The sequence below is a fragment of the Nocardioides korecus genome, assembly GCF_054778395.1.
Map to the genome: position 1 here is coordinate 306,599 of NZ_BAAGZO010000003.1, position 16,529 is coordinate 323,127.

Sequence of the window (16,529 nt, forward strand, 5' to 3'; positions counted from 1 at the left end):
GACCACTAGAGAAGGAGCACATCGTGGCTGAAATCGTCCTGGACCACGTCGTCAAGCGCTACCCCGACGGAGCACTCGCCGTCGATGACTTCAACCTGCACATCGCCGACGGGGAGTTCATCATCCTCGTCGGGCCCTCGGGCTGCGGGAAGTCGACCACCCTCAACATGGTCGCCGGTCTGGAGGACATCACCCAGGGTGAGCTCAAGATCGACGGCCAGGTCGTCAACGAGAAGGCACCCAAGGACCGTGACATCGCGATGGTGTTCCAGTCCTACGCCCTCTACCCGCACATGACGGTGGGGGAGAACATGGCGTTCCCGCTGGTGCTCGCCGGTGTCGACAAGGGCACGATCAAGTCCAAGATCGACGAGGCCGCCGCGATGCTGGAGCTGACCCAGCACCTCGACCGCAAGCCGGCCAACCTCTCCGGTGGCCAGCGCCAGCGGGTGGCGATGGGTCGCGCGATCGTCCGCAGCCCCAAGGCCTTCCTGATGGACGAGCCGCTGTCGAACCTCGACGCCAAGCTGCGCGTGCAGATGCGCACGCAGGTGGCACGGATCCAGAAGACGCTGGGCACCACCACCCTCTACGTCACCCACGACCAGACCGAGGCGATGACGCTCGGCGACCGCGTCGTGGTGATGAAGGGCGGCATCGTGCAGCAGGTCGGCTCGCCGACCGAGCTCTACCAGAGCCCGAAGAACCTCTTCGTGGCCGGCTTCATCGGCAGCCCGTCGATGAACTTCCTGCCCGCCACCGTCGAGGGCGACACCCTCGACTCCGGTCTGGGCAAGATCCCGATGCCCGACCGCGTGCGTCGTGCCGTCGAGAGCAGCTCGAACCGCGAGGTCATCATCGGCCTGCGGCCCGAGCACTTCGAGGACGCCTCGCTCGTCGGCGACGCTCCCGGGGCCCTGGTCACCGTGCCGGTCGACCTGGTCGAGTCGATGGGCTCGGACGTCTACGCCTACTTCACCGTCCGCGGTGGGGCCGCCGCCTCCGGCGACCTCGACGAGCTGGCTCGCGACGCGGGTCAGGACATGCGCGGCGAGGGCACCCAGGTCAACGCCCGCCTCGACGCCGCGGCCAACGTCCAGGCCGGTCACGAGGCGCGGCTGTGGATCGACACCGACAAGATGCAGGTCTTCGACGCCGAGACCGGCGCCAACCTGACCATCTCCGACCGCGGGGCGCACGCCCCGGCCTGAGCGGTCGCACGTCGGTCGAGCAGGGTCGCCCGGCCCGGCGTCGAGACCAGGCCCGAGGGGCGCGGGTGGTTCCGGGGAGGGATCGACCCGGGCCCCTCGGGCCACTGTCGAGCCCGGGCGCGGCGGGGGCGCGTCAGCGCTTGCGGCCCGGGCGTCCCTGCTCGGCGATCTTCTGCATCACGTCGCGGTTCCACTCGTGCTCGCGGATCAGCCGGTAGCGCTCGCCGGCCACCCGCAGGTAGGCGTCGGCGCCGGTCTCCTCGGAGCCCCGCACGCCGGCCGCGTCGATCATCTCCAGCACGGGGACGTACTCCTCGTCGTACCAGCGTCGCGCCATCGTCGGCTTGTCGAAGTACGCCGCCTCGTGGTGCATCAGCCGGCAGGCCCAGGCCTCGATCATCTCCGCGAGCTGGTGGTAGCCGGCCGGGTCGGTGCAGTTGATCGCAGCGCGGCGCTCGCCGGTCAGCGGGACCCGCTTGAGGAACCGCAGGCCCCAGTTCTTGGCGTCCAGGTCGCGGCGCCCGCCGATGCCCTCGGTGTCGACCACGGTGTCGATCTCGGTGACCAGGGCCTCGATGCTGGTCGAGCCCAGGGCGCGGGCCACCGAGACGCGGTGGTGGCCGTCGCGCACGAAGTACAGGTTGCCCAGCTTGTAGACGTCGATCGGGGGCAGGTAGCCACCGGTGCGGCTCTTGAGCGCCATCGACTCCCAGCGCTGGCGGCTGCGGTTGGAGGTGGGGCGGAACCGGCGGTCGAAGTCGCGGGCCTTGTCGACCGACCCCACGATCGCGTCCAGCGGGATCACCCGGACGCCCAGGGAGCGCTCGCCGCGACGACCCAGGGCGTCGACGACCTCGCTGAACGACAGGGTCTCGTTAGTGGTGTGCGAGTCGTGGCGCATCCAGCCCGCGAGGGAGGACAGCACCTGGTGGCGCCGGACGCGGAGGAAGTCGTTCTCGGCGTCGGCGCGGGGGGACCCGGTGTCTCTCACCATGTCCCCATTGTCCGTCGTGCCGGGCTGGGCTCACGCCCTTCCAGGGCCCCGACCGGGGTGATGTCCAGCACCTGCCACGGGATCACGTTGCGCAGCGTGGTGCGACCCACGGTCCGGTCCGGCATGTCCTGGCCGTAGGGGTGGATGTGGCCGTGCAGGTGCCACGTCGGCTCCAGCCGCTCCAGGACCGGGTGCAGCGCCTCGATCCCCACGTGGGGACGGTCCTCGCCGTCGCCGAGCCCGAACGGCGGGGCGTGGGTGAGGAGGACGTCGACCGGAGGTCCCTTGCGGGCCCGGCGCAGCAGCCGCTTGGCGCGCCGCTCGAACTGGCGCTGGGTGTGCTGGTGGGGTCCGGGCCGGTAGCGCACGCACCCGCCCAGACCGGCGATCCGCAGACCGGCCGCGTCGACGACCTGCTGGTCGGCGTTCACGGCTCCGCGGGGACGCGGGGCGTCGCACGGCATCCCGTCGCTGGTGTAGACGCCGTTGCGTCCCACCTTGGCGCTGACGATCTCGGGGTCGTGGTTGCCCGGGACGAAGACCATCGGGACGTTCGTGGTCGAGGCGACGTACTCCAGGTAGTCCCACGGCAGGTCGCCGGCCGACAGCACCAGGTCGGGGGCGAGGGACCGCAGCGTGTGGACGTGGAGGTTGGTCGCGACCTCGTCGGCGATGACCAGGACCTTGACCATCTGCGGAGCCTAGCCGCGCGTGCCGGGGCGCGCACCGCTGTCGACCCGTCGGGAGCCGATCCGCTCTGGAGGGCGCTGTTCACCGCTCGTTGACAGGGTCGGGCGCTCGACCTTGGATGAGGCGGTGACCGAGGAACGGCGGGCGGACGGGGTGCAGGACGGGGTCGAGGGGCTCGAGGTGCGGTACGAGGCCGGGGCGCTGTGGATCACGCTGACCCGGCCGTCGGCGTACAACGCGCTCACGGGGGCGATGGTGGCCGGCACGACCGCGGCGCTGCGGGACGCGGTGACCCGCGACGACGTGCGGGTGGTCGTCCTGACCGGCACCGGCCGCGCGTTCTGCGCCGGGGCCGACCTTGGCGGGGAGGCCGCGCACGAGAAGTACGACGGGGGCTCGGTCGACGGCGCCAACCTGCTGGTGCGGGCGATCATCGAGCTGGACAAGCCGGTCGTCTGCGGCCTCAACGGGGTGGCGGCCGGGGTGGGGGTCTCGGTCGCGCTGGCCTGCGACCTGGTCGTGGCCACCGCGTCAGCCTCGTTCTCGCTGGCCTTCACGCGGATCGGGCTGATGCCCGACGGCGGGGCGACGGCCCTGGTCGCGGCCTCGGTGGGTCGGGCGCGGGCGATGTCGATGGCGCTGACCTCCGAGCGGCTCGGCGCGGGGGAGGCCCACGCCGCCGGGCTGGTCACCCACCTGCACGAGGACGCCGACTTCGCCTCCGGCCTGGAGGCGCTGGTGCGCTCCCTGGCCGCCGGCCCGCCCCTGGCCTTCGCCGCCACCAAGCGCGCCGTCAACGCGGCCACCCTGACCGGTCTCGAGCAGGCCTTCGAGCGCGAGCGCGCCGGTCAGTCGCTGCTGCTGCGCACCGCCGACGCCGCCGAGGGCATGCGCGCCTTCAGCGAGAAGCGCGCCCCCGACTTCCACGGCGCCTGAGCACCCCGCCGAGGAGGCCCACCTGCCGCGCGAGGAGGCTCACCTGGCGGGCGAGGGGGCCCATCTGGCGGGTGAGGGGGCTCATCTGGCGGGTGAGGGGGCTCATCTGGCGGGTGAGGGGGCTCATCTGGCGGGTGAGGGGGCTCATCTGGCGGGTGAGGGGGCTCACCTGGCGGGTGAGGGGGCTCACCTGGCGGGCGAGGAGGGGGCCAGACGAGCCCCCTCGGCCACCACACGAGCCCCCTCGGCCACCACATGAGCCTCCTCGGCCACCACACGAGCCTCCTCGGCGACCAGATGGGCCCCCTCGCCGTACAGATGGGCCTCCTCGGCATACCCCTGGTGGGTCTGGGGGTCCGGGTCTGGGGCCTGGGGGCCTGGGGGCCTGGGGTTCTGGCGCCTGTGGGTGGGGGTGCTGGGGTCAGGTGAGGGTGGCGCCGGCGGAGCGCATCTCGGCCAGGGCCGCCTCGGTGGTCTCGGGGGCGACGCCGACGGCGAGGTCGGTGAGGAGGTGGGTGGCGAAGCCGGCGGCGACGGCGTCCAGGACGGTGGCGCGGACGCAGTGGTCGGTGGCGATCCCGCAGACGTCCACCTCGGTGACGCCGCGCTCGCGCAGCCAGTCGGCGAGCGAGGAGCCGTCCTCGCACCTGCCCTCGAAGCCGGAGTACGCCGCCTGGTGCTCGCCCTTGAGGAAGACCGCGTCGAGGTGGCTCGCGTCGAGGTCGGGGTGGAACTGCTCGCCCGGGGTGCCGACCTCGCAGTGCACGGGCCAGCTGTCGCGGAAGTCCGGCGTGCTCGACCAGTGCGCGCCAGGGTCGACGTGGTGGTCGCGGGTCGCCACGACCAGGTCCCACCGACCGGGGGCGGCGTCACCCGGTGCGTCGTCGCCCGGACCGTCGACGGAGGGGCCGGCCGCACGGCGCCGCAGGAGCGCGGTGACGTCGGCCGCCACCCGGGCACCGCCGGCGACGGCCAGCGAGCCGCCCTCGCAGAAGTCGTTCTGCACGTCGACGACGACCAGCGCCCGACGGGCGACCTGGTGGGCCGACGGCGAGTCAGGCGAGGCGGGGGAGTCCGGGGCGCTCATGGGGCCGAGGCTACCGAGGACCTTGGTTCAGGCGACTGGTTCACGAACCGCCGTGCTGGTGGTCCTCGTGGACCGTCTCGATCGCCGGCTCGCCCTTGGACAGCTGGCGGGCCCGCAGCGGCAGCTCGCCGCGGGAGCGGAGGTGGCGCTCGCGGGCGGCCTCGAGGGGCTCGCGCCCGACGACCTCGCCACGCTCGACGAGGGGCACCATGAGGGCCCGGTCGTCGCCGTCGTCGGTCGGGGGCTCGCCGATGCCGACGACCTCGGTGGACGCCGTCCCGTTCGCCGTACGCCGGCGCAGGGCGTACTTGCGACCGCCGATCGAGTTCTTGTCCTTGCTCCGCTTGGCCACCCCGACCAGCGTGCCGGCGTCGTCCTCGCGGGCGACCAGCTTGTAGACGAAGCCGCAGGTCGGGTGCCCGCTGCCCACGACCAGCTCGGTGCCGACGCCGTAGCCGTCGACCGGCGCCGACGACAGCCCGGCGATCGCGAACTCGTCGAGGTCGGAGGTGACGATGATCCGGGTCTCGCGCGCCCCGAGCCCGTCGAGCTGCTCGCGGACCTGGTGGGCCAGCACACCGAGGTCGCCGGAGTCGATCCTCACCGCCCCCAGCTCGGTCCCCGCCACCTCGACCCCCAGGCGCACCGCCTCGGCGATGTCGTAGGTGTCGACCAGCAGCGTCGTCGAGCGGCCGAGCGAGTCGACCTGGGCGCGGAACGCGTCGGTCTCGGTGTCGTGCAGGAGCGTGAAGGAGTGGGCGCTGGTGCCGGTCGACGGGACGGAGTACTGCTGGCGGGCGCGCAGGTTGGAGGTCGCGGTGAACCCGGCGACGTACGCCGCGCGGGCGCTGGCCACGGCCGCCGCCTCGTGGGTGCGCCGCGATCCCATCTCGATGCAGGGCCGGTCCCCGGCCGCCCAGGTCATCCGGGACGCGGCCGACGCGATCGCCGAGTCGTGGTTGTAGATGGAGAGCAGCACCGTCTCCAGCAGCACCGCCTCGGCGAAGGACGACTCGACCACGAGGAGGGGGGAGTAGGGGAAGTAGGTCTCGCCCTCGGCGTAGCCCCACACGTTGCCGTGGAACCGGAAGCCGGCCAGGAACTCCAGCGTGGCCTCGTCCACGACCTGCTCCGAGCGCAGGAAGTCGATCTCCTCGGGACCGAACCGGAACGCCTCGATGGCGTCCAGCGCCCGGCCGACCCCGGCGACGACGCCGTAGCGGCGGCCCTCGGGGAGCCGGCGGGGGAACAGCTCGAAGAACGAGCGCCGGTGGGCCGCGCCCGAGGCGATCGCGGCCTGCAGCATGGTCAGCTCGTAGTGGTCGGTCAGCAGGGCCGTCGAGGCCGCCGTCGGGGTGCGCACGGGCTCACCCTAGACACGTGCGCGCCTCCCCGGGCTCACCCCGTGGAGGCGACCCGGCCGCCGGTGACGTGCACAATGGACGCCGTGTCCACGTCACCGGTCGAGCTCGACGAGCCCGAGGTCGAAGACCTCCAGCAGCTGCAGACGCCGTGGGTGACCCTGGTCTGGAACGACCCGGTCAACCTGATGTCCTACGTGTCCTTCGTGTTCCAGAAGCACTTCGGCTACAGCAGGTCCAAGGCCGAGAAGCTGATGATGGAGGTGCACGAGGACGGGCGGTCGGTGGTCTCCACCGGCACCCGCGAGGATATGGAGCGCGACGTCCAGGCCATGCACGAGTACGGCCTGTGGGCGACCATGCAGCGCGCGGACCAGGCGTGAGCGGGTTCCGGCGCCACCGCCGGAGCGGTCGCAGCCTGGCCACCTTCACGGCGTACGAGGCGGACCTGCTGCGGTCGCTGGCCTCCCAGCTGATCGAGCTGCTGCGCAACGAGTCGGCCACGCCCACGACCAGCGACGACCCGCTCGAGGCGATGTTCGACTTCACCGGACCGACCACCGAGCCCGACGACCCGGTGCTGCGGCGGCTGTTCCCCACGGCGTACCCCGACGACGAGGAGGCGGCCGGCGACTTCCGCCGCTTCACCGAGGGGGGCCTGCGCGAGGGCAAGGCCGTCGCCGCCAGCCAGGTCGTCGACGACCTCGAGGAGGCCGGCCTCCCGGTCGAGCCCGAGGACGGGCTGTTCATCGACGTGGAGCTCGACGAGGCCGCCGCCCTGACCTGGATGCGCTCCTTCACCGACATGCGGCTCGCCATCGCCACCCGCCTCGGGGTCGAGGACGGCGACGAGGAGGTCTGGGCCGAGCTGCCCGACGACGACCCGCGCGCCCAGGTCCACGACATCTACGACTGGCTGGGCTACCTGCAGGAGACGCTCGTCCGGTCCGTGCACTGACCTCGCGCCGGAACGTGCGCCGGGCTCACCTAGGCTGGCGGACGTGCTGACGCTCACCGCCGAGATCCGCGACGCCATCGTGGCGCACGCCAAGCGCGACCACCCCGACGAGGCCTGCGGCATCGTGGCCGGTCCCGAGGGCAGCGACCGGGCCGAGCGCGTGGTCGAGATGGTCAACGCGGCCGGGAGCCCGACCTTCTACGAGTTCGACTCCTCCGAGCTGCTCGCGCTCTACAAGCAGATGTGGGCCGCGGACGAGGAGCCGGTCGTGGTCTACCACTCCCACACGGCCACCGAGGCCTACCCCAGCCGCACCGACATCGGCCTGGCCAGCGAGCCGAACGCCCACTACGTGCTCGTGAGCACACGCGAGCACGGGAATAGTGAAGGCCCTGTGGAGTTCAGGTCCTACAGAATCATCGACGGCGAGGTGACCGAGGAAGACGTCCACGTCACCCCCGGCGACGCCACCACCACCGAGAGCGAGTGACCCACACCATGGCCATCGAGGTCCGTATCCCCACCATCCTGCGCACCTACACCGGCGGCGAGAAGGCCGTGCAGGCCTCCGGCGCCACGCTGGCGGCGCTGATCGAGGACCTGGAGGCCAACCACCCCGGCCTCAAGGACCGCCTGGTGGAGCAGAAGGACGGCCAGGACGACCTGCGTCGCTTCGTCAACCTCTACGTCAACGACGAGGACGTCCGCTTCACCGGCGGCCTCGGCACCGAGCTCTCCGACGGCGACCAGGTCGTCGTGCTGCCGGCCGTCGCCGGCGGCGCGGTCTGATCCCGGCTGCGAGAACGGCGCCCGTGCGGTACGACAACCTCCTCGACTCGGTCGGGCACACCCCTCTGGTGGGCCTGCCGACGCTGTCGCCGTCCCCGGACGTGCGGCTGTGGGCCAAGCTGGAGGACCGCAACCCCACGGGCTCGATCAAGGACCGCCCCGCCCTGCGGATGATCGAGCAGGCGGAGAAGGACGGCACCCTGCGACCCGGGTGCACGATCCTGGAGCCGACCTCGGGCAACACCGGCATCTCCCTGGCGATGGCGGCCAAGCTCAAGGGCTACCACCTGGTCTGCGTGATGCCGGAGAACACCTCGGAGGAGCGCCGCCAGCTGCTGCGGATGTGGGGCGCCGAGATCGTCTCGTCCCCGGCCGCCGGCGGCTCCAACGAGGCCGTCCGCAAGGCCAAGGGGATCGCCGAGGAGCACCCCGACTGGGTGATGCTCTACCAATACGGCAACGAGGCCAACGCGCTCTCCCACGAGGAGGGCACCGGCCCCGAGATCCTGGCCGACCTGCCCGAGGTCACCCACTTCATCGGCGGGCTCGGCACCACCGGCACCCTGATGGGCGTCAGCCGCTTCTTCCGGGCGCACAAGCCCGACGTGCGCATCGTCGCGGCCGAGCCGCGCTACGGCGAGCTGGTCTACGGGCTGCGCAACCTCGACGAGGGCTTCGTCCCCGAGCTGTACGACGCCTCCCTGATCGACACCCGCTTCTCGGTGGGACCCCGTGACGCGGTCCGCCGGGTGCGCGAGCTGCTCGCCGCCGAGGGCATCTTCGCGGGCATCTCGACCGGCGCGATCCTGCACGCCGCCCTGGGCCAGGCCGCCAAGGCGGTCAAGGCCGGCGAGCGCGCCGACATCGTGTTCATCGTCTGCGACGGCGGTTGGAAGTACCTCTCGACCGGCGCCTACGAGGGCACCGTCGACGAGGCGGAGGACCGGCTCGAAGGGCAGCTCTGGGCGTGAGCGCCTTCGAGGTCGTCCAGGCGCTGGTCGGCGTCGGCTGCGCGGCCGCGGTCGTGTGGCTCGTCGTGCTGCTCGTGCGGGACCGGGTCCCGGGCCGCGGGCTGCTCAACGTGCTCGCCGGCGTCGAGGCCCTGCTGGTGCTCCACCTGGTCCTCGGCGCCGTCCGCGCGTTCACCGACGCGCCGGCCGGCCTGGCGACCTGGGAGTACGTCGGCTACCTGCTCGGGGCCGTCCTGCTCGTCCCCGCCGGCGTCGTGTGGTCCTCGGGCGAGCGCACCCGCGGCGGCACCGCCGTCCTGCTCGTGGCGGTGCTGGTGGTGCCCTTCATGTTCCTGCGCCTGCACGACATCTGGGCCCAGGCGGGCGGGGCCCGTGGCTGAGCGCGACGCGGCCTCCCGCGCCTCGACCGGACGTGGGCCGGGCCGGGTGCTCGTCTTCGTGTACGGCATCTTCGCCTTCGCCGCGACCGGTCGCTCGGTCCTCCAGCTGAGCACGGAGTTCTCCAAGGCCCCGGTGCCCTACCTGCTGAGCGCGCTGGCGGCGGTCGTCTACTGCGTCGCGACGTACGCCCTGGCCACCGGCCGTCGGCGCCTCGCGCTGGTGACGGTCGGCACCGAGCTGGTCGGCGTCCTCGCGGTGGGGGTCACCAGCCTGCTGCTGCCCCAGGACTACCCCGACCAGACCGTGTGGTCGAACTTCGGTGCGGGCTACGGCTTCGTGCCGCTGGTGCTGCCGATCGCCGGGCTGTGGTGGCTGCTGAGCAGGCGCGACCGCGTGTCGCCGCGCGGGTGACCTGGGTCGCCAATCGACCCACGGCGCCACCGGGCGCACTACGCTCTGCGCTTGTGAGCCACGCGCCGATCGGGATCTTCGACTCGGGCTTCGGAGGACTGACCGTCGCCCGGGCCGTGATGGACCAGCTGCCGCACGAGGCGCTGGTCTACCTCGGCGACACCGCGCGGCAGCCCTACGGCCCCAAGCCGATCGGCGAGGTCCGCGAGTACGCCCTGGAGTGCCTGGACCACCTGGTGGAGCAGGGCGTCAAGATGCTGGTGATCGCGTGCAACTCCGCCAGCGCCGCCATGCTGCGCGACGCCCGCGAGCGTTACGACGTCCCGGTGGTCGAGGTCATCCTGCCGGCCACCCGCCGGGCCGTCTCGGCCACTCGCAACGACCGCATCGGCGTGATCTGCACGCGCGCCACGGCCGAGTCGATGGCCTACGACGACGCCTTCGCCGCGGCTCCTCAGGTCACCCTGTCCACCCGCGCCTGCCCCCGCTTCGTGGAGTTCGTCGAGCGCGGCGTCACCGGTGGACCGGAGCTGCTGGCCGCGGCGCATGAGTACCTCGACCCCCTGGTGGCCGCCGGCGTCGACACCCTGATCCTCGGCTGCACCCACTACCCGCTGCTCACCGGCGTCATCTCGATGGTCGTCGGCGACGAGGTGACCCTGGTCAGCAGCGCCGAGGAGTGCGCCAAGGACGTCTACCGCACGCTGGTGCGCCACGGGCTCGAGGAGACCGACGGCGACCCCGAGCACCGCTTCCTGACCACCGGCCAGCCCGAGGAGTTCGCGACCACGGGGCGCCGCTTCCTGGGCCCGGAGCTCCAGCGGGCCACCCAGTTCACCGGCGGCGCGTGGGTGATGTCGGCGTGAGGCGGGCTCGGCCCGGCAGGTGCGCGCGGTGAGGCTCACGGTCATCGGCTGCTCGGGCTCCTACCCCGGCCCCGCGTCCTCGGCCAGCTGCTACCTGCTGGAGGCCGACCACGACGGCCGCACCTGGCGGATCCTGCTCGACCTCGGCAGCGGCGCACTGGGCACGCTCCAGCAGCACGTCGACGCCGCCACCGTCGACGGTGTCTTCCTCTCCCACCTCCACGCCGACCACTGCCTGGACCTGTGCGGCTACTACGTGATGCGCAAGTTCCACCCCGACGGCGCGATGCCCCGGATCCCGGTGTGGGGACCCTCGGACACGGCGGCGCGGATGGCGCGGGCCTACGACCTGGAGGAGGACCCCGGCATGACCGAGGAGTTCGACTTCGTGTCCTACGACCAGACGGCCGTGCGGTTCGGGCCGTTCACCGTCACCGCCCGGCGCGTGGTGCACCCGGTCACGGCGTACGCCCTGCGGATCGAGGCCGACGGTCGCGTGCTGGCCTACTCCGGCGACACCGGGGTCTGCCACGGCCTGGACGACTCCGCCCGCGAGGCCGACCTGTTCCTGTGCGAGGCGTCCTTCCTGGAGGGGGCGCCCAACCCGCCCGACCTGCACCTGACCGGGCTCGAGGCCGGCGCGACCGCCGCGCGCGCACGCTCCCGGCGCCTCGTGCTGACCCACGTGCCGCCGTGGCACGACGCCGAGCGGGTGCTGTCCGAGGCCGTGCAGGCCTACGACGGCCCCGTGGAACTCGCCCGGGTGGGGACGACGTACGACGTGTAGCCGCTCGTGGCGGGCATGATGGGTCGCGATGATCACACTCGACAACGTCACCAAGCGCTACGGCTCGTTCACCGCCGTCGACCAGGTCTCCTTCTCCGCGCGCCCCGGGCGGATCACCGGCTACCTGGGCCCCAACGGCGCCGGCAAGTCGACCAGCATGCGGATCGTCGTGGGCCTGACCCCGGCGGACTCCGGCACCGCGCTGGTCGGGGGGCACCGGTTCGCCGACCTGCCCAACCCCGGCCGCCACGTCGGTGTGCTGCTCGACGCCTCCGCCCAGCACGGCGGTCGGACCGGGCGCGAGGTGCTCCGGGTGGGCGCCCAGACCATGGGCTTGGGCGCCGACCGCGTCGAGGAGATGCTCCACCTCGTGGGACTGGACGGCACCGAGGCCAAGCGCCGGGTGCGGGACTACTCCCTCGGCATGCGCCAGCGCCTGGGGATCGCCCACGCCCTGATGGGCGACCCCTCGATCCTGATCCTCGACGAGCCGGTCAACGGCCTGGACCCCGCGGGCATCCACTGGATGCGCGGGCTGCTGCGCACCTTCGCCGGGCGCGGCGGCACCGTGCTGCTGTCCTCGCACCTGCTGCACGAGGTCGAGATGATCGCCGACGACATGGTCCTGATCGGCCGCGGCCGGATCGTGGCCCAGGGCACCAAGGCCGAGCTGCTGCAGACCCGGGGCACCTACGCCCAGGCCGAGGACGCCGGCGCGCTGGCCGCGGCCCTGGCCTCGGCCGGCATCGCCCACACCGCGTCGGGCGACGGGGGAGTGCGCGCCGAGACCGACCCCGTCGAGGTCGGGCGCGCCGCGGCCCGGGCCGGCGTGGTGCTGGTCGAGCTGCGCCCGGCCGAGGGCGCCGGCCTGGAGGAGATGTTCCTCCAGCTCACCGCCGCCGACGCCCGCGAGCCGGCGGGTGCCCCGTCGTCCGCGCCGCGGCCCCCCGCCCCGACGACCCCCGGAGGTCCCCGATGAGCTCGACCGCCACCGCACCCGCCGTTCCCGGCACGATCGACCTCGGCCGTCACCGGCCGATCTCGTTCGCCACGCTGACCCGGGTCGAGCTGCGCAAGAGCTACGACACCCGCGCCGGGTTCTGGCTGCTGCTGGTCACCGCGATCCTGACCACCGTGGCGATGGTCGTGGTGTTCCTGGTCGCCGCCACGCACGACGTCGCGCTGTCGCTCGGCTCCTTCATCGGAACCACGGCGTACACCTCCTCCTTCCTGCTGCCCGTGCTCGGGATCATGCTGGTCACGGGCGAGTGGGGGCAGCGCACCGCGATGGTCACCTTCACCCTCGAGCCGCACCGGTCCCGGGTGATCCTGGCCAAGCTGGTGGCCGGCCTGCTCCTGGCGCTGGGCGTCGCGCTGGTCGCGATGGTGGCGGCCGTCCTGGCCACGGCGCTCTACTCCCTGACCTCGGCCGGGTCGACGTGGTCGCTGGACAAGGTGTCGATCTGGGGGTTCCTGCTCACCCAGCTGTTCGCGATGCTGACCGGCTTCGCCCTGGCCGCGCTGCTGCTCAACACCGCGGCCGCGATCGTCGTCTACTTCGCCTACAGCTTCGTGCTGCCGATCCTGTTCGCGCTCGGGGCCAACTTCCTGGGCTGGTTCTCCGACCTGCGGCCGTGGATCGACTTCGCCGACGCGCAACGGCCCCTCTTCGACGGGTCGATGAGCGGCGAGGGGTGGGCCCACCTCGTGGTGTCCGGGCTGCTGTGGCTCGGCGTCCCCCTCGCACTGGGTCTGTGGCGCGTCCTGCGCGCCGAGGTGAAGTAGGCACCTCGCCCGCCCCGACGACCCCGGGGGACGGGTCGGGAGCCGTCGGCCCGGGCGTCTAGGGTCGGCCCCATGACGAGCACCCCCTCCACCGCCCCGACCCGGGCCGACGGCCGCGCCGACGACGAGCTGCGCCCGATCACGATCACCCGCCACTGGCAGGACCACCCGGCCGGCTCGGTGCTGGTCGAGTTCGGCCGCACCCGCGTGCTGTGCGCCGCCTCGGCCTCGGAGGGCGTGCCGCGCTGGCGCAAGGGCTCGGGCCTGGGCTGGGTGACCGCGGAGTACGCGATGCTCCCCTCGGCCACCAACACCCGCTCGGACCGCGAGTCGGTCAAGGGCAGGATCGGTGGGCGCACCCACGAGATCTCGCGGCTGGTGGGCCGCTCGCTGCGTGCGGTGATCGACTACCAGGCCCTCGGCGAGAACACCATCGTGCTCGACTGCGACGTCCTCCAGGCTGACGGCGGCACCCGCACCGCCGCGATCACCGGGGCCTACGTCGCCCTGGCCGACGCCGTCGCGCACCTGCGCGCCTCCGGCGCGGTCACCGGCGAGCCGCTGACCGGCTCGGTGGCGGCGGTCTCGGTCGGCATCATCGACGGCGTGCCGCGCCTGGACCTGCCCTACGAGGAGGACGTCCGCGCCGAGACCGACATGAACGTCGTGATGACCGGCGCCGGGTCCTTCGTCGAGGTCCAGGGCACCGCCGAGGGGGCGGCCTTCGACCGCGCCGAGCTCGACGCGCTGCTCGACCTGGCCCAGGGTGGCTGCGCCGACCTGACCCGGCTGCAGACCCAGGCGCTGGCCGGCTCGTGAGCCGGGTCTTCCTGGCCTCGCGCAACGCCAAGAAGCTGGCCGAGCTGCGACGCATCCTCGGCGAGCACGTCCCGGACCTGGAGGTGGTGGGGCTCGACGACGTCACGGCGTACGACGAGCCGGTGGAGGACCAGCCCACCTTCGAGGGCAACGCCCTGCTCAAGGCCCGCGCCGGCCTGGCCCACACCGGGCTGCCGTCGCTGGCCGACGACAGCGGCCTGTGCGTCGACGCCCTCAACGGCATGCCCGGGGTGCTCTCGGCCCGCTGGTCGGGCACGGCCAAGGACGACGACGCCAACAACCGGCTGCTGCTCCAGCAGCTCGCCGACGTGCCCGACGAGCGCCGCGCGGCCCAGTTCCGCTGCGCGGTCGCCCTGTGCGTGCCGGGAGGCGAGGAGGTCGTCGTCCCCGGCGCGATGCCGGGCCGGGTGGTCCGGGAGACCCGGGGGAGCGGTGGCTTCGGCTACGACGTGCTCTTCGTCCCCGACGAGGGCCCCGGCGCCGAGGCCGGGCTGACCGCGGCCGAGCTCGCCCCCGAGGCCAAGGACGCGATCTCCCACCGCGGCCGCGCCCTGCGCGCCATCGCCCCCGAGGTCGCCCGCCTGCTCGGCTGAGCCGGGCTCGGCCCCGAGGTGGCCGCGGGTCACCGAGTGCCGCACCAGGGTCGTCCGGACCGTCCGTCCACGACCCTGGCGTGGCACTCGGCGGACCCAGCACCGGGAGCACCGGGTGTCGTCGTACGCCCGACGAGATTCGAACTCGCACTGGTCAGGACCTAAACCTGAGGCCTCTACCTGTTGGGCTACGGGCGCGCGCCCCACACTCTAGGTGGCCTCAGGAGGTGGCGAGGCCGAGGTCCTTGCGGAGCTTGGCGACGTGTCCGGTGGCCTTGACGTTGTACTGCGCGACCTCGACGCGGCCGTCGGCGTCGACCACGACGGTGGAGCGGATGACGCCCTGCACGACCTTGCCGTAGAGCTTCTTCTCGCCGAACGCGCCGTACGCCATCATCACCGAGCGGTCCTCGTCGGAGGCCAGGGTGATGGTCAGGCCGTCACGCTCGCGGAACTTCGCGAGCTTGGCGGGCTTGTCGGGGGAGATGCCGACGACCTCGTAGCCCGAGGCCTTGAGGGAGTCCAGGGAGTCGGTGAAGTCGCAGGCCTGCTTGGTGCAGCCCGGGGTCATCGCGGCCGGGTAGAAGTAGACGATCACCTTGCGTCCGCGCAGCGCGGACAGCGAGACCTCCTCGCCGGTGTCGGTGGCCAGCGTGAAGTCGGGGGCCTCGTCGCCGGGGGAGAGGCGGTGGGGCGCGGCCGGTGCGGTCTCGTCGGCGTGGTCGGGGCTGCTCATGGGGAGGTGGTCTCCTGTCCGTTCGGAGGGTTGTTGCGAACTACTTGCAACAACGTAGTGTGACGCGCATGCACGTTCCCGACGGATTCCTGGACGCCCCGACCTCGGTGGCGACCGGGGTGATCGCGGTCGGAGGCGTGGCCCTGGCCCTGCGGGGGGCCCGTCGCGAGCTCGACGACCGTACCGCGCCACTCGCGGGCCTCGTCGCGACCTTCGTCTTCGCCGGCCAGATGATGAACTTCCCGGTCGCCGCCGGCACCAGCGGGCACCTGCTCGGCGGGGCCCTGGCAGCCGTGCTGGTGGGGCCCTGGACGGCCGTGCTCTGCCTCTCCACGGTGCTCCTGGTGCAGGCCCTCTTCATGGCCGACGGCGGGATCACCGCGCTCGGCACCAACGTGACCCTGATGGGCCTGGTCGGGGTCGGGGTGGGCTGGCTGGTCTTCCTCGGCGTGCGCCGCCTGCTGCCGAGGCGTCTGAGCATGGTGGCGCCGGCCGCCGCGGTCGCGGCCTTCGTGAGCGTGCCCGTGGCCGCCGCCGCGTTCTCGCTGCTCTTCGCCATCGGCGGCACCGCACCGGTCTCGCCGGTCAAGGTGCTGGTCGCGATGGTGTCGTGGCACCTGGTGATCGGCGTGGGCGAGGCCCTGATCACCGGCCTGGTCGTGGGGTCGGTGATCGCGGTGCGACCCGACCTCGTGCACGGAGCCCGGCCCGCGCTCCTGGCCCGGGTGCTCGAGGTGCGCGACCCGGTCGCGGTCGCGTCGACCGGTGGTCGCCCGTGAGCGACCCGACGCCCCGGCGCAGCGGCCGCTTCGTGGCGGTGGGCCTGCTCCTGGCCCTCCTGCTGGCCGGGTTCGGCAGCTTCTACGCCAGCCGTCACCCCGACGGCCTGAACTTCGTCGCCGCGAAGGCGGGCTTCATAGACCGGGAGAAGACCTCGCCGACGGCCGGGGGCCCCTTCGGTCACTACGAGACCAAGGGCGTGAGCGACCAGCGGCTCAGCCGCGGCCTGGCCGGGGTGGCCGGCTGCCTGCTGGTGCTGACCATCGGCGGCTCGCTGTTCTGGGTCCTGCGTCGCGGGAGCGACGACGAGGACGACGCCGAGACCGCGGGTCCGTCCCGCACCGGGCGCTGAG

General features: G+C 72.8%; 22 protein-coding genes and 1 tRNA gene. 17 read left to right on the forward strand and 6 right to left on the reverse strand.

What is annotated here, in order from left to right; translation table 11 throughout:
* Nucleotides 1-23: 23 nt before the first annotated feature.
* Entirely contained in the window at nucleotides 24-1,211 is a 1,188-nt protein-coding gene (locus ACYVDA_RS07640) for an ABC transporter ATP-binding protein (RefSeq protein WP_460816779.1), read from the forward strand.
* A gap of 133 nt (nucleotides 1,212-1,344) precedes the next feature.
* Here ACYVDA_RS07640 and ACYVDA_RS07645 read toward each other — a convergent pair whose 3' ends face one another.
* Both ACYVDA_RS07645 and ACYVDA_RS07650 read right to left on the reverse strand, forming a co-directional pair.
* Complete coding sequence (locus tag ACYVDA_RS07645; protein WP_460816782.1) at nucleotides 1,345-2,205, reverse strand: ParB/RepB/Spo0J family partition protein; 861 nt, start codon at nucleotides 2,203-2,205, stop codon at nucleotides 1,345-1,347.
* Nucleotides 2,199-2,897, reverse strand: a complete 699-nt coding sequence (locus ACYVDA_RS07650) for a metallophosphoesterase family protein (RefSeq protein ID WP_460816784.1) — start codon at nucleotides 2,895-2,897, stop codon at nucleotides 2,199-2,201. The genes ACYVDA_RS07645 and ACYVDA_RS07650 overlap by 7 nt, the downstream gene beginning before the upstream one ends.
* A gap of 124 nt (nucleotides 2,898-3,021) precedes the next feature.
* Here ACYVDA_RS07650 and ACYVDA_RS07655 point away from each other — a divergent pair, with 124 nt between their 5' ends.
* Nucleotides 3,022-3,831: an enoyl-CoA hydratase-related protein gene (locus tag ACYVDA_RS07655; RefSeq protein WP_460816786.1), complete on the forward strand. Its 810-nt coding sequence runs from the start codon at nucleotides 3,022-3,024 to the stop codon at nucleotides 3,829-3,831.
* A 421-nt stretch (nucleotides 3,832-4,252) separates the two neighbouring features.
* Here the strand turns inward: ACYVDA_RS07655 and ACYVDA_RS07660 are convergent, their stop codons facing one another.
* Nucleotides 4,253-4,918: an isochorismatase family protein gene (locus tag ACYVDA_RS07660; protein WP_460816788.1), complete on the reverse strand. Its 666-nt coding sequence runs from the start codon at nucleotides 4,916-4,918 to the stop codon at nucleotides 4,253-4,255.
* Nucleotides 4,919-4,958: 40 nt separating this feature from the next.
* The gene (locus ACYVDA_RS07665; protein ID WP_460816791.1) at nucleotides 4,959-6,281 is read right to left on the reverse strand and encodes a nicotinate phosphoribosyltransferase; all 1,323 of its coding nucleotides are present in this window, start codon (nucleotides 6,279-6,281) and stop codon (nucleotides 4,959-4,961) included.
* A 75-nt stretch (nucleotides 6,282-6,356) separates the two neighbouring features.
* On the opposite strand from ACYVDA_RS07665, the gene clpS reads away from it, so the two are divergent.
* The 13 genes from clpS to ACYVDA_RS07730 all read left to right on the forward strand — a co-directional run bounded on the left by clpS (nucleotide 6,357) and on the right by ACYVDA_RS07730 (nucleotide 14,660).
* The gene (gene clpS / locus ACYVDA_RS07670) at nucleotides 6,357-6,662 is read left to right on the forward strand and encodes an ATP-dependent Clp protease adapter ClpS (protein ID WP_460816794.1); all 306 of its coding nucleotides are present in this window, start codon (nucleotides 6,357-6,359) and stop codon (nucleotides 6,660-6,662) included.
* On the forward strand, nucleotides 6,659-7,237 hold the full coding sequence (locus ACYVDA_RS07675) for a DUF2017 domain-containing protein (protein ID WP_460816798.1): 579 nt from the start codon (nucleotides 6,659-6,661) through the stop codon (nucleotides 7,235-7,237). The genes clpS and ACYVDA_RS07675 overlap by 4 nt, the downstream gene beginning before the upstream one ends.
* Before the next feature lie 43 nt (nucleotides 7,238-7,280).
* A complete protein-coding gene (locus ACYVDA_RS07680; protein WP_460816801.1) occupies nucleotides 7,281-7,727 on the forward strand; it encodes a M67 family metallopeptidase in 447 nt (148 codons plus the stop codon).
* An 8-nt stretch (nucleotides 7,728-7,735) separates the two neighbouring features.
* Nucleotides 7,736-8,026, forward strand: coding sequence for a MoaD/ThiS family protein (locus ACYVDA_RS07685; protein WP_460817139.1), 291 nt, complete (start codon nucleotides 7,736-7,738; stop codon nucleotides 8,024-8,026).
* Nucleotides 8,027-8,049: 23 nt separating this feature from the next.
* Complete coding sequence (locus ACYVDA_RS07690; RefSeq protein ID WP_460816804.1) at nucleotides 8,050-8,997, forward strand: PLP-dependent cysteine synthase family protein; 948 nt, start codon at nucleotides 8,050-8,052, stop codon at nucleotides 8,995-8,997.
* A complete protein-coding gene (locus tag ACYVDA_RS07695) occupies nucleotides 8,994-9,377 on the forward strand; it encodes a hypothetical protein (RefSeq protein WP_460816806.1) in 384 nt (127 codons plus the stop codon). Before ACYVDA_RS07690 ends, ACYVDA_RS07695 begins: the two co-directional genes overlap by 4 nt.
* Nucleotides 9,370-9,789, forward strand: coding sequence for a hypothetical protein (locus tag ACYVDA_RS07700; RefSeq protein WP_460816809.1), 420 nt, complete (start codon nucleotides 9,370-9,372; stop codon nucleotides 9,787-9,789). Before ACYVDA_RS07695 ends, ACYVDA_RS07700 begins: the two co-directional genes overlap by 8 nt.
* 53 nt (nucleotides 9,790-9,842) lie before the next feature.
* Nucleotides 9,843-10,655: a glutamate racemase gene (murI, locus tag ACYVDA_RS07705; protein WP_460816811.1), complete on the forward strand. Its 813-nt coding sequence runs from the start codon at nucleotides 9,843-9,845 to the stop codon at nucleotides 10,653-10,655.
* A gap of 28 nt (nucleotides 10,656-10,683) precedes the next feature.
* Nucleotides 10,684-11,442 carry an MBL fold metallo-hydrolase gene (locus ACYVDA_RS07710; RefSeq protein ID WP_460816813.1) on the forward strand — a complete coding sequence of 253 codons (759 nt, stop codon included), beginning with the start codon at nucleotides 10,684-10,686 and terminating at the stop codon, nucleotides 11,440-11,442.
* A 28-nt stretch (nucleotides 11,443-11,470) separates the two neighbouring features.
* Nucleotides 11,471-12,421 carry an ABC transporter ATP-binding protein gene (locus ACYVDA_RS07715; protein WP_460816815.1) on the forward strand — a complete coding sequence of 317 codons (951 nt, stop codon included), beginning with the start codon at nucleotides 11,471-11,473 and terminating at the stop codon, nucleotides 12,419-12,421.
* Nucleotides 12,418-13,227 carry an ABC transporter permease gene (locus ACYVDA_RS07720; RefSeq protein WP_460816818.1) on the forward strand — a complete coding sequence of 270 codons (810 nt, stop codon included), beginning with the start codon at nucleotides 12,418-12,420 and terminating at the stop codon, nucleotides 13,225-13,227. The genes ACYVDA_RS07715 and ACYVDA_RS07720 overlap by 4 nt, the downstream gene beginning before the upstream one ends.
* 72 nt (nucleotides 13,228-13,299) lie before the next feature.
* A complete protein-coding gene (gene rph / locus ACYVDA_RS07725; protein ID WP_460816820.1) occupies nucleotides 13,300-14,046 on the forward strand; it encodes a ribonuclease PH in 747 nt (248 codons plus the stop codon).
* On the forward strand, nucleotides 14,043-14,660 hold the full coding sequence (locus tag ACYVDA_RS07730) for a non-canonical purine NTP pyrophosphatase (protein ID WP_460816822.1): 618 nt from the start codon (nucleotides 14,043-14,045) through the stop codon (nucleotides 14,658-14,660). Before rph ends, ACYVDA_RS07730 begins: the two co-directional genes overlap by 4 nt.
* A gap of 124 nt (nucleotides 14,661-14,784) precedes the next feature.
* On the opposite strand, the gene ACYVDA_RS07735 is transcribed toward ACYVDA_RS07730, so the two are convergent.
* Together ACYVDA_RS07735 and bcp are read right to left on the reverse strand one after the other, a co-directional pair.
* A tRNA-Leu gene (locus ACYVDA_RS07735) sits at nucleotides 14,785-14,858 on the reverse strand.
* Nucleotides 14,859-14,880: 22 nt separating this feature from the next.
* A complete protein-coding gene (gene bcp / locus ACYVDA_RS07740; RefSeq protein WP_460816825.1) occupies nucleotides 14,881-15,396 on the reverse strand; it encodes a thioredoxin-dependent thiol peroxidase in 516 nt (171 codons plus the stop codon).
* Nucleotides 15,397-15,464: 68 nt separating this feature from the next.
* Here bcp and ACYVDA_RS07745 point away from each other — a divergent pair, with 68 nt between their 5' ends.
* Together ACYVDA_RS07745 and ACYVDA_RS07750 are read left to right on the forward strand one after the other, a co-directional pair.
* Nucleotides 15,465-16,175 carry an energy-coupling factor ABC transporter permease gene (locus tag ACYVDA_RS07745; protein WP_460816827.1) on the forward strand — a complete coding sequence of 237 codons (711 nt, stop codon included), beginning with the start codon at nucleotides 15,465-15,467 and terminating at the stop codon, nucleotides 16,173-16,175.
* Nucleotides 16,172-16,528: a PDGLE domain-containing protein gene (locus tag ACYVDA_RS07750; RefSeq protein WP_460816829.1), complete on the forward strand. Its 357-nt coding sequence runs from the start codon at nucleotides 16,172-16,174 to the stop codon at nucleotides 16,526-16,528. The genes ACYVDA_RS07745 and ACYVDA_RS07750 overlap by 4 nt, the downstream gene beginning before the upstream one ends.
* Nucleotide 16,529 lies beyond the last annotated feature (1 nt).

What these genes read in the sequence shown, in the direction of transcription:
- rph (WP_460816820.1), top strand. Translation starts at nt 13,300, where the DNA reads ATGACGAGCACCCCCTCCACCGCCCCGACCCGGGCCGACGGCCGCGCC.
- clpS (WP_460816794.1), top strand. Translation starts at nt 6,357, where the DNA reads ATGGACGCCGTGTCCACGTCACCGGTCGAGCTCGACGAGCCCGAGGTC.
- ACYVDA_RS07650 (WP_460816784.1), bottom strand. Translation starts at nt 2,897, where the DNA reads ATGGTCAAGGTCCTGGTCATCGCCGACGAGGTCGCGACCAACCTCCAC.
- ACYVDA_RS07745 (WP_460816827.1), top strand. Translation starts at nt 15,465, where the DNA reads ATGCACGTTCCCGACGGATTCCTGGACGCCCCGACCTCGGTGGCGACC.
- ACYVDA_RS07685 (WP_460817139.1), top strand. Translation starts at nt 7,736, where the DNA reads ATGGCCATCGAGGTCCGTATCCCCACCATCCTGCGCACCTACACCGGC.
- ACYVDA_RS07645 (WP_460816782.1), bottom strand. Translation starts at nt 2,205, where the DNA reads ATGGTGAGAGACACCGGGTCCCCCCGCGCCGACGCCGAGAACGACTTC.
- bcp (WP_460816825.1), bottom strand. Translation starts at nt 15,396, where the DNA reads ATGAGCAGCCCCGACCACGCCGACGAGACCGCACCGGCCGCGCCCCAC.
- ACYVDA_RS07720 (WP_460816818.1), top strand. Translation starts at nt 12,418, where the DNA reads ATGAGCTCGACCGCCACCGCACCCGCCGTTCCCGGCACGATCGACCTC.
- ACYVDA_RS07715 (WP_460816815.1), top strand. Translation starts at nt 11,471, where the DNA reads ATGATCACACTCGACAACGTCACCAAGCGCTACGGCTCGTTCACCGCC.
- ACYVDA_RS07660 (WP_460816788.1), bottom strand. Translation starts at nt 4,918, where the DNA reads ATGAGCGCCCCGGACTCCCCCGCCTCGCCTGACTCGCCGTCGGCCCAC.